The 25,644-nt window shown below is 36.8% G+C and carries 21 protein-coding genes; 15 read left to right on the top strand and 6 right to left on the bottom strand.

What is annotated here, in order from left to right:
- The first annotated feature begins 34 nt into the window (after positions 1 to 34).
- Positions 35 to 3,061, top strand: coding sequence for a T9SS type A sorting domain-containing protein (locus tag HW347_RS16960; RefSeq protein ID WP_214612940.1), 3,027 nt, complete (start codon positions 35 to 37; stop codon positions 3,059 to 3,061).
- Positions 3,062 to 3,162: 101 nt separating this feature from the next.
- Here the strand turns inward: HW347_RS16960 and HW347_RS16955 are convergent, their stop codons facing one another.
- The gene (locus HW347_RS16955; protein ID WP_214612939.1) at positions 3,163 to 3,645 is read right to left on the bottom strand and encodes a hypothetical protein; all 483 of its coding nucleotides are present in this window, start codon (positions 3,643 to 3,645) and stop codon (positions 3,163 to 3,165) included.
- Between the two features lie 338 nt (positions 3,646 to 3,983).
- Between HW347_RS16955 and truA the strand changes: the two genes are divergently transcribed.
- The 3 genes from truA to HW347_RS16940 all read left to right on the top strand — a co-directional run bounded on the left by truA (position 3,984) and on the right by HW347_RS16940 (position 6,781).
- On the top strand, positions 3,984 to 4,781 hold the full coding sequence (truA, locus tag HW347_RS16950; protein WP_214612938.1) for a tRNA pseudouridine(38-40) synthase TruA: 798 nt from the start codon (positions 3,984 to 3,986) through the stop codon (positions 4,779 to 4,781).
- A 40-nt stretch (positions 4,782 to 4,821) separates the two neighbouring features.
- Complete coding sequence (gene corA / locus HW347_RS16945; RefSeq protein ID WP_214612937.1) at positions 4,822 to 5,913, top strand: magnesium/cobalt transporter CorA; 1,092 nt, start codon at positions 4,822 to 4,824, stop codon at positions 5,911 to 5,913.
- Between the two features lie 70 nt (positions 5,914 to 5,983).
- Entirely contained in the window at positions 5,984 to 6,781 is a 798-nt protein-coding gene (locus tag HW347_RS16940; protein ID WP_214612936.1) for an alpha/beta hydrolase, read from the top strand.
- A gap of 29 nt (positions 6,782 to 6,810) precedes the next feature.
- Here the strand turns inward: HW347_RS16940 and cysM are convergent, their stop codons facing one another.
- The gene (gene cysM, locus HW347_RS16935) at positions 6,811 to 7,695 is read right to left on the bottom strand and encodes a cysteine synthase CysM (protein WP_214612935.1); all 885 of its coding nucleotides are present in this window, start codon (positions 7,693 to 7,695) and stop codon (positions 6,811 to 6,813) included.
- Positions 7,685 to 8,479 carry a serine O-acetyltransferase EpsC gene (gene epsC, locus HW347_RS16930; protein WP_214612934.1) on the bottom strand — a complete coding sequence of 265 codons (795 nt, stop codon included), beginning with the start codon at positions 8,477 to 8,479 and terminating at the stop codon, positions 7,685 to 7,687. The genes cysM and epsC overlap by 11 nt, the downstream gene beginning before the upstream one ends.
- Before the next feature lie 94 nt (positions 8,480 to 8,573).
- On the opposite strand from epsC, the gene HW347_RS16925 reads away from it, so the two are divergent.
- Entirely contained in the window at positions 8,574 to 9,254 is a 681-nt protein-coding gene (locus HW347_RS16925; RefSeq protein ID WP_214612933.1) for a DUF2461 domain-containing protein, read from the top strand.
- Here the strand turns inward: HW347_RS16925 and HW347_RS16920 are convergent.
- Complete coding sequence (locus HW347_RS16920) at positions 9,246 to 9,653, bottom strand: glyoxalase (protein WP_214612932.1); 408 nt, start codon at positions 9,651 to 9,653, stop codon at positions 9,246 to 9,248. The genes HW347_RS16925 and HW347_RS16920 overlap by 9 nt on opposite strands.
- A 163-nt stretch (positions 9,654 to 9,816) precedes the next feature.
- On the opposite strand from HW347_RS16920, the gene HW347_RS16915 reads away from it, so the two are divergent.
- The 4 genes from HW347_RS16915 (at position 9,817) to HW347_RS16900 (ending at position 13,429) form a co-directional block, all read left to right on the top strand.
- Positions 9,817 to 11,172, top strand: a complete 1,356-nt coding sequence (locus HW347_RS16915) for an NAD-dependent succinate-semialdehyde dehydrogenase (RefSeq protein WP_214612931.1) — start codon at positions 9,817 to 9,819, stop codon at positions 11,170 to 11,172.
- A 213-nt stretch (positions 11,173 to 11,385) separates the two neighbouring features.
- On the top strand, positions 11,386 to 11,967 hold the full coding sequence (locus HW347_RS16910; RefSeq protein ID WP_225901962.1) for a hypothetical protein: 582 nt from the start codon (positions 11,386 to 11,388) through the stop codon (positions 11,965 to 11,967).
- A gap of 113 nt (positions 11,968 to 12,080) precedes the next feature.
- Positions 12,081 to 12,977, top strand: a complete 897-nt coding sequence (locus HW347_RS16905; RefSeq protein WP_214612929.1) for a DUF72 domain-containing protein — start codon at positions 12,081 to 12,083, stop codon at positions 12,975 to 12,977.
- 56 nt (positions 12,978 to 13,033) lie between these two features.
- The gene (locus HW347_RS16900; RefSeq protein ID WP_214612928.1) at positions 13,034 to 13,429 is read left to right on the top strand and encodes an acyl-CoA thioesterase; all 396 of its coding nucleotides are present in this window, start codon (positions 13,034 to 13,036) and stop codon (positions 13,427 to 13,429) included.
- Here HW347_RS16900 and HW347_RS16895 read toward each other — a convergent pair.
- Positions 13,426 to 14,727 carry a dipeptidase gene (locus tag HW347_RS16895; RefSeq protein ID WP_214612927.1) on the bottom strand — a complete coding sequence of 434 codons (1,302 nt, stop codon included), beginning with the start codon at positions 14,725 to 14,727 and terminating at the stop codon, positions 13,426 to 13,428. The two genes, HW347_RS16900 and HW347_RS16895, sit on opposite strands and share 4 nt — an antisense overlap.
- A gap of 194 nt (positions 14,728 to 14,921) precedes the next feature.
- Between HW347_RS16895 and HW347_RS16890 the strand changes: the two genes are divergently transcribed.
- The 6 genes from HW347_RS16890 to HW347_RS16865 are packed head-to-tail and all read left to right on the top strand — an operon-like array spanning position 14,922 to position 24,106.
- Positions 14,922 to 15,656, top strand: coding sequence for an Hpt domain-containing protein (locus HW347_RS16890; protein WP_214612926.1), 735 nt, complete (start codon positions 14,922 to 14,924; stop codon positions 15,654 to 15,656).
- An 11-nt stretch (positions 15,657 to 15,667) separates the two neighbouring features.
- On the top strand, positions 15,668 to 16,039 hold the full coding sequence (locus tag HW347_RS16885; RefSeq protein WP_155596535.1) for a response regulator: 372 nt from the start codon (positions 15,668 to 15,670) through the stop codon (positions 16,037 to 16,039).
- A gap of 1 nt (position 16,040) precedes the next feature.
- Positions 16,041 to 18,965: a HEAT repeat domain-containing protein gene (locus HW347_RS16880; RefSeq protein WP_214612925.1), complete on the top strand. Its 2,925-nt coding sequence runs from the start codon at positions 16,041 to 16,043 to the stop codon at positions 18,963 to 18,965.
- Entirely contained in the window at positions 18,958 to 20,388 is a 1,431-nt protein-coding gene (locus HW347_RS16875; RefSeq protein ID WP_214612924.1) for a glycosyltransferase family 2 protein, read from the top strand. Before HW347_RS16880 ends, HW347_RS16875 begins: the two co-directional genes overlap by 8 nt.
- An 8-nt stretch (positions 20,389 to 20,396) precedes the next feature.
- The gene (locus HW347_RS16870) at positions 20,397 to 22,784 is read left to right on the top strand and encodes an LTA synthase family protein (RefSeq protein WP_214612923.1); all 2,388 of its coding nucleotides are present in this window, start codon (positions 20,397 to 20,399) and stop codon (positions 22,782 to 22,784) included.
- Positions 22,781 to 24,106 (top strand): YaiO family outer membrane beta-barrel protein, encoded by a 1,326-nt coding sequence (locus HW347_RS16865; RefSeq protein ID WP_214612922.1) that lies wholly within the window; start codon positions 22,781 to 22,783, stop codon positions 24,104 to 24,106. Before HW347_RS16870 ends, HW347_RS16865 begins: the two co-directional genes overlap by 4 nt.
- Positions 24,107 to 24,115: 9 nt before the next feature.
- Here HW347_RS16865 and HW347_RS16860 read toward each other — a convergent pair whose 3' ends face one another.
- Positions 24,116 to 25,414, bottom strand: a complete 1,299-nt coding sequence (locus HW347_RS16860; protein ID WP_214612921.1) for a PI-PLC domain-containing protein — start codon at positions 25,412 to 25,414, stop codon at positions 24,116 to 24,118.
- Between the last annotated feature and the right edge of the window lie 230 nt (positions 25,415 to 25,644).

Raw genomic sequence — 25,644 nt, 5'->3', positions numbered from 1 at the left:
AATTAGTTTGGGTACAAATTAAAAACACGTTATTATGAAAAGAAAACTACTTTTTTGTTTGAGTGCGAACAACAGACCTAGAGCATTGTCTTGGTCTTTACTTTTGCTGACTTTAGTGACACTCTTAATGTCTCCTAAAATTATGGCAAATGATATAATTGAGGGTTCTGATGGAGGAGAAATCAGCGGAGAATCTTTTAAGTTTTGCGTTGGAGATAATTATCCGGACCACGTTTCTGGAGTTGCCGTTAGTGGAAATAGCGGTGAAAATTCACAGTGGGTAGTTACTGATGAAACAGGTAAAATATTAGGGCTTCCACCTAATCCAGAAGCTGTAAATTTTGATGGAGCTGGAGTAGGAACTTGTTTTATATGGCATCTAAGTTATATGAACGGTTTGGAAGGCCTAGAAGGTGGTATGAATGTTTCTGACCTAAAAGGGGATTATGATTTTTCTAATTCTGTTAAGGTATATCGAAACCAACCGGATGGAGGAACGTTAACCGGTGGTCCTTTTGAGTTCTATATAGATGGTACTCCGGACATGGTCAGCGGTATCGCCATTACAGGTGAACGTTCAGGAAAGAACAGTACGTTCGTAATCACGGATGAAGAAGGAAATATATTGGGCATCCCACCATCTTTGGCTGCTGTTGAAGGCGTAGATTTTGATGGCGCTGGTGCAGGTACTTGCTTGATCTGGCATTTGCGTTATGAAGACGGACTGGAAGGTGCGGAGATGGGACTTAACACCAATGACCTTGTTGGATGTTATGATCTGTCCAATCCTATAGAAGTGGTTCGTAAGGAGAAAATGATGGTCGAAGCTGGGGAACTTTCCGGAGGACCTTTTTATTTCTGCGTAGATGGTACGGAAGATATGGTATCTGGAATCGGCATGAGCGGAGACCCCATGGGAACCAATAGTTCCTTTGTTATTACGGATGATACGGGCAAGATACTCGGACTTCCTCCAACACTGGAAGCTGTAGAAGGCGTAAACTTCGATGGAGCGGGAGCGGGTACATGCCTAATCTGGTACCTGAGATATGAAGATGGACTAGAAGGTGCAGAAATGGGAATGAACGCCAATGATTTAAAGGGTGATTTTGACCTATCGAACCCGATTATGGTAGTTCGTACAAAGACAGATGCGGGAACATTGACCGGTGGTCCTTTTGAATTTTATATAGACGGAACTCCGGACATGGTCAGCGGAATAGCCATTACAGGTAAACGTTCAGGAAAGAACAGTACTTTCGTAATCACGGATGAGGCAGGGAATATTTTAGGCATCCCACCATCTTTGGCGGCAGTAGAAGGCGTTGACTTTGATGGCGCTGGTGCAGGTACTTGCTTGATATGGCACCTGCGTTATGAAGACGGACTAGAAGGAGCAGAGATGGGACTTAACGCCAATGACCTTGTTGGATGTTATGATCTGTCCAATCCTATAGAAGTGGTTCGTAAGGAGAAAATGATGGTCGAAGCCGGTGAACTTTCCGGAGGACCTTTTTATTTCTGTGTGGATGGTACGGAAGATATGATATCGGGAATCGGTATGAGTGGTGATGCGACGGGCAGTAACGGTTCCTTTGTTATTACGGATGATACGGGCAAGATACTCGGACTTCCTCCAACACTGGAAGCTGTAGAAGGCGTAAACTTCGATGGAGCGGGAGCGGGTACATGCCTAATCTGGTACCTGAGATATGAAGATGGCCTTGAAGGTGCGGAAATGGGACTCAACGCCAATGATTTAAAAGGTGATTTTGACTTGTCGAACCCGATTATGGTAGTACGTACAAAGACAGATGCGGGAACATTGACCGGTGGTCCTTTTGAATTTTATGTAGACGGAACTCCAGATATGGTCAGTGGTATAGCCATTACAGGTGAACGTTCAGGAAAGAACAGTACGTTCGTAATCACGGATGAAGAAGGAAATATATTGGGTATACCACCATCTTTGGCTGCAGTAGAAGGCGTAGATTTTGATGGCGCTGGTGCAGGTACTTGCTTGATCTGGCATTTGCGTTACGAAGACGGACTGGAAGGTGCGGAAATGGGCCTAAACGCCAATGACCTTGTAGGATGTTATGATCTATCCAATCCTATAGAAGTGGTGCGTAAGGAAAAAATGATAGTCGAAGCCGGGGAACTTTTCGGTGGACCTTTTTATTTCTGTGTGGATGGTACAGAGGATATGGTATCTGGAATCAGTATGAGCGGCGACGCCATGGGTAACAACAGTTCCTTTGTTATTACGGATGATACTGGCAAGATACTCGGACTTCCACCAACACTGGAAGCTGTAGAAGGCGTAAACTTTGATGGAGCAGGAGCGGGTACATGTCTAATCTGGTATCTGAGATATGAAGATGGACTAGAAGGTGCAGAAATGGGACTTAACGCCAATGATTTAAAGGGGGATTTTGACCTATCCAACCCGATTATGGTGGTACGCACAAAGACAGATGCCGGAACGTTGACAGGTGGACCTTTTGAATTTTATGTAGATGGAACTCCAGATATGGTCAGTGGTATAGTCATTACAGGTGAACGTTCAGGAAAGAACAGTACGTTCGTAATCACGGATGAAGAAGGAAATATATTGGGTATCCCACCATCCTTGGCGGCGGTTGAAGGTGTAGATTTTGATGGAGCTGGTGCAGGTACTTGCTTGATCTGGCATTTGCGTTACGAAGACGGACTGGAAGGTGCGGAAATAGGCCTAAACGCCAATGACCTTGTAGGATGTTATGATTTATCCAATCCTATAGAAGTGGTGCGTAAGGAAGTTTCTGAAATAGAAACCGTATCAAAAGCGTATCCAATACCAGCTTTAGATGTATTGAATGTTTCTTTGCCTGACTTTACTTCTCGTAGTGTTGATGTTTCAATATTTGACACCGCAGGAAATCCAGTACATAGTGGTGTTAGTCAAGTTGAGGATAAGAAAATTTCTCTCAATGTTCAATCAGTGCCGGGAGGTTTATACCTTCTAAGAATTAGCCAGGCAAATGGTAAAACAGTTACAAAGAAGATTGTAATCAAATAACCATTAGATTGTCATTGTATTATGAACAATAGCTATTTTGTTCAAAAAATAAACCCCGTTGTAAAACGGGGTTTTGTATTTATCAAAGAGTTATTGGATGGTTATTCCCAAGAATCAATTTGTTGGTTCATATCGTCAAATACATAGGCTCCGACCATATCTCTACGGTATTTAATAGCTAATAAGGTAAGACCTAGTAAAAACAAGTGTAATACAAATATCAATATCCCCATCGGTATAAAACTAGCCGGTATAATATGGTTTTCAAAATTAGAGTAGCTTGTAAGAATAACTAAAGACTCTATTGTTTTAAAAACATATACCCCAAAAACAGCATATAGAATATATTCTATATTGCGCATCTGCGGATCAGTTAGCTCATCTTCTTTAATTTTAAACCATAACACATATAAAAAGGTAATGTGTGACAAGCTTAACAACGGAAATATGTAGTTGTTAGGTTTCAGTAGATAAAATGTATTGGTGTATAGGCCGTAAAAATTAAAAACAATGAGCACGGCAATAACAGCAATAGAAACATTTATTGTTCTTTTCCAGGGGAATATTTTTAAAATAAACTTCATAAAAATTTGTTTTCCAGAGGTTGGTGGTTGAATTAAGGGTACTAAAAAACGTCTTTTTTCCTACTTTATTTAAAATAATCGTCAAAGCGCAGTATGCTTTGTTAATATCGACAAAAACTATAATTTTTAATCAATAATTAAAACCAACACACAAAATAGCAATTTCCATTCTAAATAACTCTTGCCGACAATATTATGAAATCCAAACTTTAGAATAGCAAGATTATTGAAATAAAGATAGAACCAAATTAATCACTGTAACAATATAGATAGGTACGTGACATTGATTATTACAAAGTACAAAAAAAATGGTAGCTTGGCTGTAAAGAGAGAATTGCATGCAAGTAGTCCGTTATTGTTATTTAGTGCGCCTTCAGTATTTAGGCTTTCGTTATAGTGGATGGCAAAAACAACCTGGTCAAAAAACCGTAGAGACCATGTTATCAAAAACCTTAAAATTCATATTGGAAGGCCAAAAGTTTAAAATTTTAGGGGCCGGCCGGACAGATGCCAAAGTATCTGCCTTATCCATGGTGTTTGAACTGTTTATAGATGGAGAGCCTTTAACTGATATGGACGGATTTCTCCAGCTTTTCAATGAGAATCTTCCACCAGATATTAGAGTCTTAAACATAATGGAAACGAATAGTTCCTTTAATATCATTCAAGATGCAAAAGTAAAAGAGTATGTATATCTCTTCTCTCACGGTGAAAAAAATAATCCTTTTTGCGCACCTTTTCTTGCTAATATTCTGAATAAGCTAGATGTTGATTTAATGCGAAAGGGAGCAGAACTATTTGAGGGAACTCATAATTTCAAAATTTATACGGCTAGATTACAGGAGAACACGAAAACTGAACGCACCATAATCTCATGTGAACTAAAGGAAAATGAGCTCTTAAAAGCCAATTTCTTTCCTAAAAAAAGTTATGCACTGCATGTAAGCGGAAAAGGTTTTATGCGTTACCAGATTAGGATGATGATGGGAGCGTTAATTCAACTAGGAAAAGGTGAGCTGTCTTTGGCTGATATTCAGGATTCTTTAAAGCCAGAAAGTACTATGAAACTTACCTACGTAGCACCTGGTTCAGGTTTGCTTTTACATGACCTACATTTTAAAAATCAAGAAATCTAGTTGCCAACTTCTTACTATATTTATAAAAATTAATCTATTCATGTCGAGACGAAAAAGATTAGGGAAATTGATTCCAAAGAAAGCTTCCAAATTTCAAAAGAAAATGGGCAAAGCTCCCGGTACCATAACCTATATGGGCCAAAGAGAAGGGGGTGATAGTGTAGTTAATATTCTAGAATATAACGAAGCAATTCTTAATGAGCATATTCCTGGAGATATAGATGCTATTGTTGCACATAAAGAAGTACCGGAAATTTCGTGGATAGATATAGTAGGTATTAGTGATGAAGTTTTTATAGAAAAAATAGGAAAACGCTTTGGACTCAATCCTTTGGTGCTGGAAGATATTGTGGATACCCATCAACGGCCAAAAATTGACGAATACGAGGATTATATTTTTAGTGTTTTCAAGATGTTGTACCTAAATACCGAGCAAGAAATCGTATACGAACATGTCGCAATAGTACTAATGGATAGTAGTGTGCTCGTTTTTCAAGAAATGGATGACGATGTCTTTAAAGGAGTAAGGCAACGAATCAAAAGTAAATCTGGTCGTATAAGAACTCGGGGTGCGGATTACCTCTTTTTTGCATTATTGGATGCTATTGTAGATAACTATTTTGTTGTTCTTGAGCATTTGAATCACAAAATAGAGAATTTGGAGGAAGTGGTATATGATAACCCTACACCAGAAATTGCTCAGGAAATTCAGCAAATAAAGAAGGAAGTCTTAAGAATAAGACGTTGGATATTCCCCGTTAAAGAATTGGTTAGCCGCTTGATTGATACAGAAAATCCCTTGATTACCAAAGACACCAAAGTATTTCTAAGAGATGCCTTAGATCACTCTTTGGAAATTAATGAAAGCCTCCAGATTTACAGAGAAATGTCTATGAGTCTCATGGAAATGTACATGAGTAATATGAGTAATAAGATGAATGAAGTTATGAAGGTATTGACCATAATGGCCTCTATTTTCATACCGCTTACATTTATTGCTGGCGTCTACGGAATGAACTTTGACAATATGCCAGAACTACATACTGCAAACGGATACTATTACGTATGGGCATTGATGATTGCCCTTTTTATTGGTATGATGGTTTATTTTAAAAGAAAAAACTGGTTGTAGTGATATCCACCTTTTTTATCATCATAATTGTATTTTTCTATTAAATAGCACCATTAAAATTTAGTACTTCATGCGTAGATTGAAAAAATGGGGATTGATACTTGTATTTCTATATGCTTTAATTGCTGTTCTAGCTTACAATTTCCAAGAACGTTTGGTATTCTTTCCGTCTAAAATGCCACTTAACCATACCTATGATTTTTGTCAAGATTTTGAGGAGCTAAATTTAACTACGGATGATGGCGCAAAACTGAATGCCGTTCATATTAAGCAAGATAGCGCTAAAGGTGTCATCCTTTACTTTCATGGTAATTCAGGTAATATTTCTCACTTAATACATGTAGCAAACCTTTTTTCTAGAAAAGGCTACGAGTCTATTTTGGTAGATTATAGAACCTTTGGAAAAAGTACGGGAGAGATGAGTGAGCAAGCCTTGTATGATGATGCTCAGCTCTTTTATAATTATGCCAAAGAGCAATATGCGGAAGATAAAATTATAGTTTATGGCAGGTCTTTTGGTACGGGAGTGGCTACATGGTTGGCTTCTGAAAATAATCCAGAGAAAATGGTGTTGGAGTCTCCTTTTTACAGTGCTGTGGCACTAGGTAAGCATCGTTTTCCGTTTTTACCAATAGACTGGTTGTCTAACTTTAGGTTTCCATCTAATGAATTTGTACAAAAAGTAGAATGCCCCATCTATATCTTCCATGGAAAGGAAGATGGTGTAATCCCGTTTGTGTCTGCAGAAAAGCTATACGAGGCTATACCTGGAAAGAATAAGAAACTCTTTGGTATTCCTAAAGCAGGACATAATTACCTTCAAGACTTTAAAGTGTTCAAAGAAGGAATGAATAAGATTTTAGATTGATATAAAGACCTTGTCCTATCAACAATTTTCTAGTCAAACAAATCAGAAGAAAGGTAACGGTCTCCTCTGTCACAGACAATAGAAACAATAATGCCACTTTCTAGTGTTTCCGCTAGGCGTAAAGCCGCTGCTGCCGCTCCACCGCTGCTCATACCTGAAAAGATGCCTTCTTCCTTAGCTAACCGTATGGCCATTTGTTTGGCTTCTTCTTGACTGACTTCTATAGTCTGGTCAACTTTTTTAGCATCAAAAATTTTAGGTAAATATTCTTTTGGCCATTTCCGAATTCCGGGAATATTAGAATTGTCGGTAGGTTGAACACCAACAATCTGAATATCCGAGTTTTTCTCCTTTAGGTAGGTAGATGTACCCATAATGGTGCCTGTGGTTCCCATAGAAGAGACAAAGTGAGTTACTTTTCCATCGGTATCATTCCAAATTTCAGGACCGGTAGATTTGTAATGTGCTTTCCAGTTATCATCATTAGAAAACTGATTAATCATTACGTAGCCTTCGTTTTTTACTTTGGCTTCGGCATAATCTCTAGCTCCTTCAATCCCAATATCCGCAGGGGTAAGGGTAACCTTTGCTCCGTAAGCCTTCATGGTTTTTACACGTTCGACGGTGCTTTTTTCTGACATTACCAATTCCATATCAAGACCATAGATTCCGGCAATCATGGCTAATGCAATACCTGTATTTCCGCTTGTAGCCTCAATAAGCTTAGAATTTTTATCAAAATCACCACGCTCAAGTCCATTTTTAATCATGTTGAACGCAGCACGGTCTTTTACACTTCCGCCAGGATTGTGCCCTTCCATTTTAAAATAGAGCTTAACATTAGGGTTTGTGTTCAATACTTTCGATTCTACCAAAGGGGTATTACCGATTAGGTCTAAAATACTATGAGACATTGGGTAGTGTTTTTATTTTGATATCAGGCGTGTGAAAAACAGTTGAATTTGCAGGAACCGATGCTGTTAACCAAGCATTACCTCCAATAATGGAGTTCTCGCCAATTACCGTTTTACCACCTAATATGGTAGCGTTTGCGTATATGGTTACATTTCTTTCAATAGTTGGGTGTCGTTTAGTACTATGCAAGTGTTTAGCCACATAAAGTCCGCCTAAGGTTACACCTTGGTAAATCTTAACATGTTCTTTTATGATTGCAGTTTCGCCTATTACCACACCAGTGCCATGATCAATATGAAACGAATTTCCAATTTGGGCTCCAGGGTTAATATCAACACCGGTTTGGCGGTGCGCATATTCAGTCATTAATCTGGGAACCAAAGGAAAACCAATGGAATACAGTTCGTGAGCTAAACGATAGATAACAATGGCATAAAAGCCAGGGTACGCCATATAAACTTCCTCTACGGATAATGACGCAGGATCACAATTTACGGTTGCTTCTGCATCAAGGTTCAGGCGTTCCAGTATCTCGGGCAGTTTTTCAACGTAGTTTTCCCAAACTTTTTTACAAGGTTTGTTCGTATCCCAACACGCCAAATTAACCACGTCATCAAAAAGTAGTTCTAGTTTGCCTAGATTCTTTTCTACTGGTGTATCAATGTCAAAAAGGGTGTAAAAAAGTAAATTGGTAAACTCTTCAACTTTTTCTTTTAGTTTGTATCTTAAATTAGGCTGTTTCTTATGCCTATTAATTTTATCAATGATAGAAGTATGGTCCATATGCATTTTGGTGAAAGGGCTAAATTACTGATAAATCTAAAAGCCGATTTCGTAAAAAGGTTAACTTTATCTAAAATAACAACATTTAGGTCGTATGTTAGATCCGATAATTACTAAAGAAACACTCAATTTATTAATTGAGCTTAAAAATAATAACAACAGGGAATGGTTTACTGAAAACAAACCAGAGTTTAAACGTCACGAACAGAGCGTAAAAGCTTTTTTTGAAGCCATAGCGGTTAAGCTTGGTACTCACGATGAAATAGAAAGAACAAAAATGTTTAGAATTTATAGGGATGTTCGTTTTTCTAAGGACAAAACACCTTATAAAGCTCATTTTGCAGGTTCTTTCTCCAGGGCAGGAGCCCAAAGACGTGGTGGTTACTATCTACAAATAAAGCCAGGAGAGTCATTTTTGGCAACTGGTTTTTGGGATCCGAATAAAGAAGATTTACTTCGTATTCGAAAAGAATTGGAAGAAGACGCTTCTGAAATGCGAGAAATTCTATCTCAAAAGAACTTAAAGTCCACTTGGGGCGAACTACAAGGTGACGAATTGAAAACAGCTCCCAAAGGTTTTGATAAAACCCATGAGGATATTGATTTGATAAAAAAGAAACAATTTATTTTTACCCGGAAATTCACGGATAAGGAAGTGCTTTCTACTGGTTTTGCAGATGAAGTTAATAAGACCTTTAGAGCAATACGACCTTTTTTCGATTATATGAGTGATGTACTCACAACCAATTTGAACGGGGAATCACTATTAGACTAGTACTTTCTGCTCAAACAGCTGTATTTGGTCTTTTAGGCGGTCTACAACCATGCTCATCATGCGCTTGTTTAGAGCAGAAGAGTTCTTGATGTATATTTCATACTCTTCTAAGGTAAATTGGCCAATTACAATTCCTTTTAACGAATTACGGAATTTGATGTCTTTTTGGATTGCGTTTTCAATGAAGTCTAAGCGTTTCTCCAAAGTAAGTTCATAAAAACTGTTCTTATGTTTTGCAATGTAATTTTTGAAAACGGCTACAAGCATGAAATTTTGTAGCTTAAGAATAGGGCGTAGGGTTAGGTTTTGAAACCTTTCGTTTTCGCTCATACCATCGGTAATTTTTGCGGAAGGAATTTCTGGACGAATGCTTAAGAGAATACTAGATCGATCGCTCATAATACGGGTTTTTATAAAGGTAGAGATTAAGCGGGCAGTGCCTTTTTGTGTTAAAATTAGTTCTTAACGAGGTTATGAACATTAATTCAAACCTGTTACTTTGTAATAGAGACAAATACGGCCAATGAAGAAATAGTTGGTTTCAAATAAAAAAAAGCGGAAGATGAAAGAGTCGGTAAATCCATATGACGGAGAAAAATTATTTCAATTTAAAGAGTTAAATAATAGTGAGTTAGAAGAAAAGATTAAAGCATCACATGAATGTTTTCTTGATTGGAAAAAGACTTCTTATGAAGAACGATCAAAGCTGATGTTTAAAGCAGCCGAAGAGCTTCGCAACAACAAAAGGAAATATGCTGAGATTATCACCAAAGAAATGGGGAAACCAATTTCTCAATCCATTGCAGAAGTAGAAAAATGTGCATGGGCTTGTGAATATTACGCAGAAAATTCAGAAAATCAGTTGCAAGATGAGATTATTGAAACGGATGCGGAAACCAGCTATGTAAAGTACCAACCTTTGGGTGTGATATTAGCGGTCATGCCTTGGAACTATCCATTTTGGCAAGTTTTCCGTTTTGTAGCTCCTAATTTAATGGCTGGTAATGTGGGTATTTTAAAGCATGCCTCAAATGTTATGAAGTCTGCTGAAATGATACAGGAAGTATTTGAGAATGCCGGTTTTCCTAAAGGATGTTTTCAAAACTTAGTACTAAGCAGCGACAAGATTAAATCGGTGATAGAGAATGATTTGGTAAAGGCCGTAACACTTACGGGGAGTAAGCCTGCAGGAGCTTCTGTAGCTTCTATTGCTGGAGAAAATATAAAAAAATCGGTATTAGAGTTAGGAGGGAGCAATGCGCTAGTCGTGTTTGAGGACGCCAATTTAGATGAAACTGTAGAGACATGCGCTATGGCTCGTTTTCAAAATGTTGGTCAGAGTTGTATTGCTGGTAAGCGCCTTTTGGTACATAGGAGTATAGCTGAAGAGTTTACTGAAAAGTATGTTGAGAAAGTAAAGAGTTTTAAAGTGGGGGACCCAATGGCCGAGGACACATATATAGGCGTTATGGCCCGTGAGGATTTGGCAGAAGATTTAGAAAAGCAAGTTTCCGGTTCTATTGAAATGGGTGCTAAAGTTGTTTTAGGTGGAAATAGGAAAGGCACCTTTTTTGAACCTACCATACTTTCTGAAGTTACCGTGGATATGCCTATTTTTAAAGAGGAAACATTTGGGCCTGCCATAGGAATTACAATTTTTGATACAGATGAAGAGGCTGTTGAACTTTCTAATAATTCTGTTTTTGGATTGGGAGTGAGTATTTTTTCTTCAAATAAAGACCGTGTAGAAAAACTTATTCCTCAATTTGATGAAGGTGCAGTTTTTGTTAACGAATTGGTGAAAAGTGACCCAAGGTTACCTTTTGGAGGGGTTGGTATTTCCGGTTACGGAAGAGAGCTTTCTTCCCATGGTATTAAGGAGTTTTTGAACAAAAAAACGGTATATATCAAGAAATAGAATTTACTTTAAATAAATCTGTTAATATGTTTAATTAGAAGTGGTTACTATTTTATTTATGATTATTTAATTTTAAATAATTCTTCTACAATGGAAAAATAAATATGTGTACTTAAGTCGTTACAGAACTTGCACATTTTAGAAACGTTTGTATCTTGTATTTAAATATTAACCATAATAATTAATTGTACTCAGATGCGTAAACATTTAGTAATGGCATTATTAGTCGTATCGGCTAGTACCTATGCACAAAAGATGAAAGTAAGTCAAGGCGATATTAAAAACCTAAAAGATGTATCGGCTTATACTTTAGAATTCGATTATAGTAACCTAGAGATTCCTAAATATGATTCAGAGGAGGATTTCTTAGCCGATAAGATGGCAAAACGTGAAGAAAAAGAAGCTGGAAAGGGAGAGGAGTTTAAAAAGTCATGGTTTGCAGATAGAGAAGAGCGTTACGAACCTAAATTTATTGAATCGTTCAACAAACGGTTTGATGATGGCGAGGTTAGCGTTTCTATGGACCCAGCAGATTATACAATGAAGATTCATTCAAATAAAATCTATGCAGGTTATAATGTTGGTGTGGTAAGAAAGAATGCGGAAATAGATGCTACTATTACAGTTTATGAAACTGCGAATCCAAGTAATATATTATTGGAAGGTACGTATGTAGATGTTCAAGGGTATGGTGCCATGGGTAATGATTACAATAGCGGTTACCGTATTTCAGAATGTTATGCAAAACTAGCTAAGAACATTGCCGGGTTTATTATAAAGAAAGCATTAAAATAAAGACTTTAAGTTTTAAGTATAGAAAGCGACTATTAAATTAGTCGCTTTTTTTCTTTAAAAACGATTATGTACCCTTTGATAAATAGAGCTTCGCAATCAAAAAATGTTTTTAGATGAAATTCGGAAAAGTAGAACACCCAGAACTAGTAGATTTCACCTTGCCAAAGGACCATAATGATACGGCAGGAGTGTTGGCTACTGTGGATAAAAATCAGCCTCTGAGTATCTCAATTGGTTGTGCTAAATGGAATCGTCAGGATTTAAAGAATTTTTATCCTCGCGGCACAAAAGATGAACTCGTTTATTATAGTTCTCAATTTAATAGTATAGAATTGAATGCTACATTTTACCGAATCTTTCCTGGGGAGCAATATGAGAAATGGTATGATAAAACGCCAGAAGGCTTCAAATTTTTTCCAAAAATATCTAGAGACATCAGCCATTTGAGGCGATTAAATGAAGCCTCACTGCCCATAGTTGATAGATATTTGGAAGTTACCTCAAACCTTAAAGAGAAGTTGGGGACAATTTTCTTGCAAATGCATGATAATTTTGATCCTAAAAATTGGGACCGGGTAGTGCGTTTTGTAGAATTCTGGCCTAAAGAATTTCCTTTGGCTATGGAGTTTAGACATACGGATTGGTTTAATGATGAAAAGGTAAGTCAGGAATTGTATCACCTTTTACAAGAAAACAACATTGCAAATATTGTTGTAGACACCGCGGGTCGTAGAGATATGTTGCATATGCGTCTCACTAATAATGAGGCTTTTGTGCGCTATGTAGGAGCAAATCACATAAGCGATTATGACCGTTTAGATGATTGGATTGATAGGCTTGATGGTTGGAAAGAACAAGGTTTGCGAAACATTCATTTCTTTGTTCATCAAAATATGGAATTGGAGTCTCCTTTAATTTCTGCTCAATTTATTGACAAATTGAATAAAAAATGGAATACTGACCTTCATATCCCAAAAACGTTGCAAGATTCTACCGGTAAACTATTTTAGGGTGCATTTGTTTGCTAATTTTACAGAAAATTCAACACACTTAAACCATTAGTATCATGAGATTTCATTCTAGAAAATGGGTTAAACCCGGAGATTTAAATGCTAACGAAACCTTGTTTGGAGGTCGCGTATTAGCTTGGATAGATGAAGAAGCTGCATTGTACAGCATTATTCAATTAGAGAGTAAAAAAGTTGTTACCAAGTACATGTCAGAAATCAATTTTATGAGCTCTGCGGTAAAGGGTGATATTGTTGAAATTGGTATTGAGGTCGTAAAATTTGGCAAATCCTCATTAACATTAAATTGCGAAGTCCGTAATAAAATGACCCATGAGACCATCGTTACCGTTGATAATATTATTATGGTAAACCTTGGTGATAACGGGAAGCCGAAGCCTCATGGGAAAACAAAGATTGAATACGTTGTAGATCGTTTAGCTAAAGAAGACTAAGATTCTTGCATGCCTTTGGCAACAGCTTGAACTTCGTCTAAAACCCGCAACAGATTTTCGCCCCATAATTTGGCTATTTCTTCTTCGGTATATCCACGTTTTACAAGTTCAAGGGTAACATTAAAGGTCTCAGAAGCATCTGACCAACCTTTGATACCGCCACCACCATCAAAATCAGAACTAATACCTACATAGTCGATTCCTATTAAATCGACTATGTAGTCTATGTGGTCTACAAAATCTGCTACATCTACCATTGGGGGAGCACCAGCAGTTTTGTCAGCAATTGAAATTCCTATCTTTTTTACTTTAGGGTAGTTTTTCATAAAGGTCTCCTTCTGCGTATCGGTCAATGAAGAAAACTGATCTCGCGTATACCATTCAAGACCCATAGAATCGGCCACCTTTTCTAAGATAGACTTCATATAAGCATTGTAAGTCTCGTCTTTTTCTGTGTTCAAGTAAGAACTAAAAGCTACGGTTTGTACAACCCCGCCGTTTTCTTTCATAAGTTTCAACTGCTCATCATCAAGGTTTCTGCTATGGTTACACAAGGCTCTTGCCGAAGAGTGTGAAGCTATAATAGGTGCTTTGGAAAGAGCAATCATCTGTTTCATAGCCTCTTTTGAAGGGTGCGAAACATCTACCATAATCCCCAATCTATTCATCTCTTTTACAGCTTCTTGACCTAATTTACTTAAACCATTATGAAGCCATACACTATCTTTCTCTCCTGTATTGGAATCACTAAACTGGCTATGACCGTTATGCGCCAATGAAATGTAACGTGCTCCTAGGTCATAGTACTTTTTAAAATTGGTTAAATCATTACCCATGGGATACGCATTTTCAACACCGATCATGGCTACCTTTTTACCGGATGCATGTATACGTTTTACGTCATCCGATGTTAGGGCCAAATCTATTTTGTCCGGAGCAATTTCTTCGCATAAACGATGAATGGACTCAAATTTTGAAATAGCATTCTGTTCAGCTTTAGCATAACCTTCATCGGTTAATGTATCCTGACCGGTATAAACTATAAGCCAAGAAACATCCAAACCACCTTCTTCCATTTTAGGTAGATTAATTTGTGTCTCCAGCCGCTGAGTATAGTTCAGGCTATCTGTAAAATTGTGGACATTGATATCATTATGCGTATCAATGGTAATTACTTTTTCATGAATCCTTTTGGCTTTTTCTAGGACAGTTTCTTGTGCGGTATCATGCTCTTTTTTATTGGTCTCGCCACAGGAGAGGACAGATAGAATACTTAATAAACAGATAAAATGCTTCATATTGATATGGTTTTAACCTACAATTTAAGCACTTTGACAACAGGTATAGGCCTCTAGGGAACATAAAGTTGGCTACCCTCTGATAAAAAGAGAATTTTACTTTTATAGCATAATATACTTAAGGATTTTATAAATGAAGTAATGAAAAAATAACAATATATCAGTCCCATTCTTATTAACCTAAACTACCCAAATTGAAAACGAAAAACCTACTTTTCCAATTATCGGATTTAGAATCACATCTTAATAATTTTTCATCTGAAAAATTAACTACAGACGAAGCTTTCCATCTTAAAATATCTTTTCAACATTTCAAAAAGAATCTATTAGAAATGGTCTTCCTATCTAGGGAGAGCAATAATGATTCTAGTAATGATAGTCAAGAAAAAAAATCGATAGCCAGAACTAATGAGTTTGAAACTGCTTATCCAGAAATAGATTTGCAGACATACGAAGCTATTGTAGAACACCATAAATCTTATGGTAATGTTTTAAAAGACCTTGAAATTGATGCTGCTATGGACGAAAAAGACTTTTTAATTTTTAAAGGAAAGACCAACGATAAGCAAAATAGCGATACTCAAATAGACTTAAGTATAATTCTAGAGGAATGCATGGGCGAAATGGGCCTTTTGCGTGAGTTAATTACCCTTTTCATAGGGAATGCCCTTGAATTCATGGGAGCTGCCAAAATTCACCTTCAAAGTGAGGATTTTGAACAGTTAGATTTCGCTGCACATAAAATAAAAGCAGGACTGGCCATGATGCGAACAGATGGTTTACATGATATTGTTGTCCAAATTCAAAAAGGATGCAAAATAGACCAGGACCCAAAGCATCTAGAGTTTCTTTGCAAGTGCTTTAATGAAGAATTTCCAAAAGTAAAAAAATCATTAGATAGTGCTTATGTGGAGTTGACCAACAACTAAAATCCCCAACAATGACCAAAAAGAGATTATTGTTGGCGGAAGATGATGAGTTGCTTGCATCTCTACTAAACTTTCGATTAAAAAAAGGAGGCTATGATGTTAGCCACCGTGCCAACGGAAAAGAAGTAAAAGAATATCTAGCTGGTACTATGCCGGATATAATAGTGAGCGATATTATGATGCCTTACTTCTCAGGTATGGAGCTCATTGCATACGTCCGCAAGGAATTGAATTCTCAAATACCCATTATTATTATATCCTCTGCGGGAAATGAAGAAAACGTATTGAATGCATTTGAATTGGGCGCTAACGACTTTATATCAAAACCAGTAAGTCCGTCAGAACTTTTGGTGCGCGTTGCCCGCGAACTGAACAAAAACTAATTTGTTAGATACCTACGGCACATACAACGGGGTGGCTTTTATAACGGCACCTAAGATAAACACAGATGTTCTGTGGGCTTTATCTATATTTTTTATTGTCCTAGCTGTAATCTATTTTCTCTCTGTTTTCTTTTTTAGAAATAGAATATCTGGAACCGCGCGACTTACAAGGCAAAGTAAAAAGGAACTTTCACCAATGATTAGTGAGTTTTTGTTTTATGAAGAGGATGCTAATAAAGACGAAAAATCTAATTACATCTCCCTTAAAATTGAAATACGTGAATTACTTAAAAACGATTTCAATAGAAAAATACTAGTAGAAGTACTTTTGGACCTGAGAAAAGATGTTTCTGGAGATACACAAACGCGACTCTTTGCTCTGTATCAAGATTTAGGACTTGAAAAAGATGCTTTTGAAAAACTTAAAAGCTGGCATTGGGAAGTTGTCTCAAAAGGTATTTTGGAACTTACACAAATGCAGGTTGTATCAGCCTATAGTTTTATTACTAAATTCATTAATCACAAAACAGGCACTATAAGGAAACAGGCAGAAATTGCCACGGTTACACTAAAACCAGAAGGAATTAACTATTTTCTTGACACTACACGCTATAAAATATCTGAATGGCAGCAGTTAAAGTTGTTAGACGTTATCCGTAACCAAGACGGTTTTGAACCGCCTAGGTTTAGAATGTGGCTTACTTCAAAGAATAAGCATGTGGTTCTTTTCTCCTTGAGGCTTATAAAATATTATAACCAAAACGATGCTAATGCCTCTCTTATTGAGCTGCTAAAGCATAAAGACAATCAAATTAAACAAGAGGCAATTAGCTGTATTAAAGAGTTTTATGTGGCTGAGGCTATACCTACGCTTAAATCAATTTTTAAAAAATCTAACACCTATAGTAAGATTGCTGTCTTAGGGGCCATTGCAGAAATAGGTAGTCATGATGATCTTGGTTTTCTAAATGAAATCGAAAAAGGAGAAAGCGATTTTTTAGTTTCTAGTAAGGCTTTGTTAGCTATAAATACTATTGATCCAGAAAGTGTTATGCCATCTGAAGGTATTGAGGTTTCAAAAGAGTATGTAGCTGAAATCAAAGAAGGACAAATAAAACTTGATACTACTGAAAATATAGAAATTGAATTACCTCAAGTTTCTGCAGCAGCAAAAGAGATTGAAGAAAAAACAGGTGTTCCTGCTATTGTTAAGGATTTTAAAGAAGAAGATACGGTAGAGGAATCAATATCTGTTGATAGCGCCCCAGAAGAGCTACCTAATGATGTTCATTTTAATACGAGCATAGAGCAATCAGAGGAAGAAGCTACAGAGCAGATAATCGTGAATACTGAAGTACCTGAGATTACTGAAAATAAAACAGTTGAAGAAAAAGAAGATTGCGAACCAGAACAAATCGAAGCTTTACAAGTAACCGAGATAATTGTTGTTGACCCTGTTGTGGTCTCTGGTATTTCAACGAAAATAAGGAGTCCAGAAGCGGAAATATTTTCAGAACCTTCACTAAGGTTCGATTTTTTACCCCTTGTAACAAATGATAACACACACACAACTAACCATACTATACCAAAATATAAACCCATGGCAGATTCAGAAAACACCAGCCGCGATATTAAAAAGATTGAAGTTGAATTCGATGAAATTAATTCTATTATTCAATCCGATGCTACAATAGATAAACCAGATTTTGACGTTTCTAAAATCGATTTTCTACCAATTGTAGTAGAGGAGCAGAAAGTAGAGAATGAATTACCTGAATCTAGTACTTTGGATGAAAATGAAGATTTACAGGGACTCATTAATGAAATTAATGAGCTTAATTTTTTGCCAATCGTTATGGATAACGAGGTTGTAGATGAGCAACATGTTGTTGACACAACGCCTGAAGAAGTAGAGACTAAAAATACAAATAGTATAGATGGCTATACATTATCTGATTTTGAGGTTCAGTTTGAAGATACAAAAAACTCAATTCCAGAAGTAAAAGAGGAAAAAGAAGAAATTTCAGAAGAGCCCAGTAATACTAATCAAGTAGGGCCTGTGGTCAATGATTCTCAAGATGTAATATCTTGGCTAATGGCAGAAAATGAACTTCGAGAAAATGAATTAGAAAACGATAAGGTAGAGCCTATAAAGCCCATTAAACCCTTTGCAGATTTAATACCAGAACCCATTTATTACAATGAACATGAAGCGTACATGATGGGGCTTCTTGATGATTTGGAAGAAATGGGTGATCATAGAGAGATACCGTTATTACAAGAGCTTTTGGCAGAAGAAAACCAGAGTTTTATAAAAGACCGTATTTCAAGTCTTATAGAGCAGTTTTCTTATACACAGAAAACAATAAAACAAACTAGTAGTAAAACACCAGTAGAACGCGAGTTGGAGATGCCGACATTTAATGTATTTGCAGATTTATTCAAGAATGTGGATACGGAATCTAAGCTGTTGCTTCTAGATGAGATTGTTTCAGTTGGAGATGAAAAGGAAATTACTTTTTTGGATGGACTTTTGGGAGATTCTAATTTAGAAATTAGGGCTAAGGCGCAAGAAGTTTTAAAACTGCTAGTAGAAAAAGTTTCGAGAAAAACCGAATTTGAGAAGGACCTCATACCAAGACCAGTGGGAGAACTACCTATTGACCTTTCTATACTAGAACCTTTTATAGAAACTAAGTCCAAGAAAGAGTACTTCAAAACCAAGAAAACAGCTTTTGTACCAAGAGCCTCAGATACTTTAGATTTTGATTTTGTATTGGAAGACACCGAGGTGCTTGATAAAAAGTACGATAAAAAAGTATTGGATATTCAAGTTGAGGCTAATGAAATATCCTCTAACGATAATTCATTTTTAACCAATATCATAGATTTCCCAAAAAAGCTGATTGGTAAGTTTAATGGATAGTACTCTCTTTAATATAATCTTAGATTACATAAACATCATGTTCTTGATGTTTACTGTAACTCTATTTACCTTATTTACCATAATGGGTTTCCTGTCTACTAGAAACTCTATACACTATAGAAAAAAGAATAGTTTTGGTAACCTTTCAAAGGTTATGGCATCTCCTTTAGCGCCTAGCATTACCATTATTGCACCAGCTTATAATGAGGGTATGACCATTGTTGAGAACATACGGTCGCTTATGTCGCTTCGGTATGTGAACTACGAGGTTATGGTGGTTAATGATGGTAGTAAGGATGATACGCTTCAGAAGATGATAGATGCGTACGACCTTGTTCAAATAGACCAAAAAATTGACCCGAATTGGAAGAATAAACCTATTCGCGGTATTTACAAATCACCTCACAGAGCTTTTTCTAAGCTAACTGTCATCGACAAAGAAAATGGAGGAAAGTCCGATGCCTTAAATACAGGCATGGCACTTTCTACCAATCGTTATGTAGGTTGTATAGATGTAGATTGTCTTTTGCTTCCTGATGCTTTGTTACATGTAGTGAAATCATTTTATCAACGTTCAGAAAAAAGGGTGATTGCTGTTGGCGGCGTTATACGTGTGGCCAACTCTTGTGTAATAGAAGGTGGCCAGCTAGAAGAAATACGTTTACCGACCAATTGGCTGGCAAGGTTTCAATTATTAGAATATACCCGCTCTTTTATTTTAGGAAGAATGGCTTGGGGTAGTATAGATAGTCTTCTAATCATATCCGGTGCATTTGGTTTTTTTGACCGTGAGATTGCATTAGCCGTAGGTGGTTATGATACAGGTACCGTTGGAGAGGACATGGAGATTGTTTTTAAGATGCGTAGGTACATGCATGACCGAAAAGAACCCTATACCATAGAATACATACCAGACCCCCTCTGTTGGACAGAAGTACCAGAAGATTTAAAAATACTGGTCAACCAAAGAGATCGGTGGGCGAGAGGTAACTTAGAAACCTTATTCAAGCATAAAGACATGTTCTTTAATTCCAAATATGGTCGCTTAGGGTTATTAAGCTACCCGTATTGGTTTTTTTATGAATGGCTTGCACCGCTTATGGAGTTCTTTGGTTTTTTTACCATAATACTCTTCGTCTATTTAGGGATTCTAAATTGGGATTTCTTTATCGCCATAACGGCAATGGTATATATATTTTCCGTTATGTTTTCGTTTTATGCCATTCTTTGGGATGTGTACAGTTATAACGAGTATAAGAAAACAAAAGATATTTTAACCTTAATGCTCTGTGCCATTATAGAGCCTATATTTTTTCATCCAATCGTAGTATGGTCTGCTGTTAGGGGTAATTACAAGAAATTGTTCAGGATTAAATCGGGCTGGGGATCTCAGGTACGTAAAGGCTTTGCAAAAGCCGCTTAAAATTATAAATGAATACAAGTACAATAGATAGATACTCTTTAAAGCACTATACGAGATTGATGATTTCTTTCTTCGGTAGTCTTTTGGTGCTTACTATTTATCAATATACCACCCTATACTTCAAAGGTGTAGTAGATGTTATATTTGGAGCCAGTTTTCTTATAGCCGTAGTGCATCAAATAGGCTTCACTTCTTTGATAGGGGTTATACTGGCGTTTCCATTCAATTTTTGGGAGAATTTACGTCCACGTTATGGTTTCAATTTAATCTTTGCATTACTTCTTGTTCTTTTAATCATCGAGGCAATGCTTATAAGCTATTTCTGTACGGCCTTAGTTCCTTTGGGGTCAGATTTATTGGGATATAGCTTCAATGATATTCAGATGACCATCGCAAATTCTGGAGGAATATCTTGGATGCTTCCAGTAGCGCTTGTGTCTATAGTTGGTATGTTTTACGGGTTTTATAAGGTGACGTCAAAGCATTACCATCACATTAGTAAAATGTATCCATTTACCATTATTCTATTTAGCATGTTTATGGCTACGCTTTTTATAGAAGGTAAACCTATTAACCATAATAAAACACAATATCTAGCACTCAATCTTTATGGTACTTCTACGGAAGATACCTCGTATAACTCAGATGTAGAGTATCCGCTAATTAAGTCAAAACCGATAGAGAACGTTTTAGGTGATTATTTTGAACTTAAAGAAGAGAAACCCAATATCGTTTTCATAATGGTTGAAGGCCTGGGAAGAGACTTCGTTGGTGAAGGAGCAGAATATGGCGGTTTTACTCCATTTTTGGATTCTCTTACTACCAAGTCTTTGTATTGGGAGAACTGCTTGAGTAACACTGGAAGAACTTTTGGTGTACTACCTTCTCTATTGGGTTCGTTGCCTTTCGGTAAAAGCGGATTTATGGAGCTTGAGAAATACCCAAACAAACTCACCTTGTTCAGTATTTTAAAGAACAACGGCTACCATACTTCATTTTATCAAGGAACTAATAGTTCTTTTGATAATGTAGATCGATTTTTACAGAGCGAAAACTTAGATTTTGTTCTAGATAAGTCGGGATTCGGAAATAAGTATCAGATGCAGGAAGAAGATGCCGCAGGTACTTCATGGGGCTACCCAGATAAAGAACTTTTTAAAAAGAGTATGAGTTTACCTAGGGCAGCAGAACAGCCACGTATGGAGGTTTATATGACTATTAGTACTCATGAACCGTTTCTTCCGCCCAAACAAGATTTCTACGAAGCCAAAGTAGCCAAGATACTAGCTCAGGGCGATTATGAAGGAAAGGTAGAAAGAGTAATAGAAAAGAACGAGAATGTTTTTGCTACGCTACTTTATACGGATAATGCTTTAAAATATGTTTTAGAAGAATATAAAAAGCAACCTAATTATGACAACACGATTTTTGTTATTACAGGTGACCACAGATTAATACCAATACCACAGCGGAATAATATAAGTAGGTTTCATGTACCGTTAATTATGTATAGTCCGCTTTTGAAGACAACTAAGAAAATGAGTGCGGTCAATTCTCATTTTGATGTAACTCCAACGTTATTGGCTCTTCTTGAGTCTAGATACGAACTTAAAACACCTAAAGAAGTCGCATGGATGGGTAGCGCGTTAGATATGAGCGAAGAGTATCGTTCAATTAAGAACATACCTCTAATGCGTAATAAGAACGAATTAAAAGAATTTGTTGACGGGGAGAATCTGTACTCTGATGGTTCTGTTTATTCGTTGGATGAGAATATGGATTTAGGTTCTACTTTTGGAGGTTCTAAAAGTGAAAGCAAGATGCAATCCTTCAAAGCTATGAACGCTTATGTGACGAATAACAATAAGATAATTCCAGATGACTTGGCTGTCTTTACGGTAAAAGAAGAACAATTTACTGATAGTGAAACCATTTGGCTCAACAGCGTTTATAATGGGCGGGATTCAGATAAGGGGTATTTCATAGCAAGAGACCTCGCATTCGATAAAAAATTTGATAAAGCTTTATTACTATGTAAATACATCTTATCTGATGTTCCCAGCCACATAGATACTAAGATACTAATGGGTAGGGTTAATGTTTGGCAAGGCAATTATGATACATCTATCAAAATATTGAACGATTGTATTAAAATGAATCCAAATTATATTGATTCGTATTCTGCTTTGTTTGATGTTTATTTCTGGTCAGAACGCTCAAAAGAAGCTTTAGAATTAATTGAAACGGTACAGGAGAATAGTGCTAGCGCTCATGAAATAGAAGATAAAATAGAACGCGCACGTAATCAGGCGCGAAATAAAAGAATTACTGCTTTTTTAGAGAAAATTAAAAAATCTGATACGGAGACTGCTATTAATTCGTTTGAATCAGAATGAGTCTTAAAGCTACATCTCTGTTCGTGCTATGTATTTTCGTAGGCCTTTTCGCCCGGAGTCAAGATACGGCATATAAAGAAATTAGTGCTGTAAGTTTTGAGGAGGCTCGTAATTTGGCTTATGATGGTGATTTTAGGTCTGCTAACGTAATGTTGACACAATTAATAAAGCCAGACTCTAAAGACCATGACGCTCGCTCTTTGTTAGCGAGTACCTACAGCTGGAGTGAAGAGTATGACAAAGCTAGAGATGAATTTAATATCTTAATTTCTTCAGACAAGACGGATAGAAGTGTCTGGATAGCTTCTATAAAGAATGAACTTTATGCTGATAACAATGCTACCGCAATTGGTCTGGCCAATAAAGCTTTGGTGCATCTTAAAAGTGATGATGAGGTAGAAAGGCTAAAAGCGATTGCCGAAGAAGGCGTAGCCAATGCTGAATACCCAGAATCAGGATGGTTTAATCAAGACGATTCGGTAGTTTCTAAAGAAGAAGCTCTTTTGGTTAGCAATGAAAAAAAATCAGAAACCTTAAAACCAGAGGCTATTGATAAACTTGCTGCAAAAACTCCACTAGGGGAAGAAGTATTCAATAATAAAATTTCAGTAAGAAATGCTGCAACGGTCTTTGATCAGAGGTATGATCCTATCTACTACTCCAGTATTTCGTTTAAAAGACAAACGTTGGCGGGTAGTATTATTCCTAGAATAAACTATAGTAATCGATCAGGTGCAAATGGTGTACAGTATGATCTAGATTTTTATCCAAAGTTTTCAAAGCGCTTTTATGCTTATTTGAATTATGGCTATTCTAGCTCATCAATTTATCCGGAGCATAAAATGGGTGGTGATCTTTATGTGAATTTACCAGGTGCGTTTGAATTTTCAGCAGGAGGTCGTTACATCAGCTATGAAACTAAAAACGTTTCTGTTATCTCCAACTCCTTAGGGCACTATAGAGGTAACTATTATTTTTCACTTCGTTCATACATTACACCATTGTCAGATAATCTAACCAAATTTTCAGGTAATTTTCTTGTACGCAAATACTTGAAAGATGCGGAGAACTATTTGGGATTGAATGTGGGTATGGGCTTTTCGCCTGAGTTACGACAGTTGACTTCTGGAGATGAACTGTTGGCGGAGACCTTGTTGTATGTAGAGTCGCAAAGGGTAAGTTTGGAGTATCAGTTCACCGGAAAAAAGAGCCCGAATATTTATAGGGCAAATGTGGGAGCTACAAGACAAGAATTAGCATTCGCATCAGGTAAATTCTTTTATGGAGTTTCAGCAGGTGTCACCTATGAAGTGAAATTCTAAATGCACCGTTTACTTGCTGTCTTTTTTTACTTTAGTATCAAACACCCATTTATCGGCATACATGCCATATACAAGTCCAATTTCATTCTCTTGTACATACTTTTCATCTTTACCAGGGTCAAAGTTCACATTGTAGACATAGACTTTAATTCCTTCATCTCTTAATTGCAACATCAACTTATTCTGTGCGGATAATATCCTGCGGGAGAGGGCTACGTGTTTCACATTGTTAATTGCTAACCATTGTATTTTGTCCCCTTTTATTTTCATTAATGGTCCTTGGGAAATCATGGCGTTAATACCATGTTGAGAAGCTTCTTCAACCGCCATTGGGCTAAAGAGTTCCATTAGTAATCGGCTTTTATCTATAAATTGATTAGCAAAAGCAACAGGGTCGTTCACTTTATCGGTAACCAAGGTAGCATCCGGATGCGCCTTGAACCACGCATTTATTCCTTTTAAATCTAGAGTAGTATAATCTCCATAAATTTTATGTTTCATGAATTCTGAATGGGAGGGAGGCAATGCCCCCGTATAATCTGTAAAGCGTGCCCACATATCCCAATCATGTGCTGCCACCAGCTTTTTATCCAAAGTTTCAATAATATCAAGTTCAAAAAGGCGGAATCCCTTTTTATAATTTTCATCTAGGGCATTCTTACTGTTAGTAGACTTAACTCCGTTTATCTCCCCGCCCGCATGGGCAATATAGCGGTTGTTGTTAGGTTCAAATTCATAAGTGATACGCGGAAAATAGATTTTGTCATCCTTTGATAGATCAGGAACGTCTTCTGAAATTATTACAGAACGATCGTTAACCTTTTCCGTAATTACACCACTAAAGTTATACATGACATAGGCTTCCCGACTTTTTAGTGTACCAAGTTTTATGAATCCCATTTCTGATAACTCTGCAGATGAATTTAAAGCACCGTTTACAGCAGAATCATGGGCTAGAATAGCAAAAGTGGCCTTGTTTACTTGTAACTGCTTTAGTATAAGTAGAAGTTTATCTACTGCCTCAGGACTGGAATAGGTGTCATAGGTTTTATACTCAAAGGTTTCATCAGAATTAAAATGAATGACTGTTAGTCCTCGTTCAATATGCTCAGTCTGACCAGAAATAGTGAAACTACTTTTCTGCTGGGCAAGAAAACCATGACTGCTGAGCGTTACAGTTTTTTCATTGATAGCAATTGCTGAGGTAATAGGAGTAAACTCAGTTTCAATCAAATTAATGTCAGATGCTCCAATACAGAGGTTGGCACACATAAAGGCCAAGGTGGCTATTTTCGCTTTGTTTTTCATTATATAAGTCTGAATGTAATTTGAAGATCCCTTGTTTATCTATTAAGAAGACTGAATTCTATCATAAATACAATGTAATAACGTTTTGAAAGGTATCCTTATTGTTATTAAAATGGAGGAGGAAAAATCAAATCTTTTTGGTCTTAAATAGATGATATAGAAGATGATAAATCTATTATTTTTCGAAATTCACTTCCTTTTAATTTCAAGTAGAGAAAAAATATAGAAAC

This window comes from Zobellia barbeyronii (assembly GCF_018603515.1).
Taxonomy (GTDB): Bacteria; Bacteroidota; Bacteroidia; order Flavobacteriales; family Flavobacteriaceae; genus Zobellia; species Zobellia barbeyronii.
Note: the sequence above shows the minus strand (reverse complement) of the source record. Positions and strands in the feature narration are given on the sequence as shown.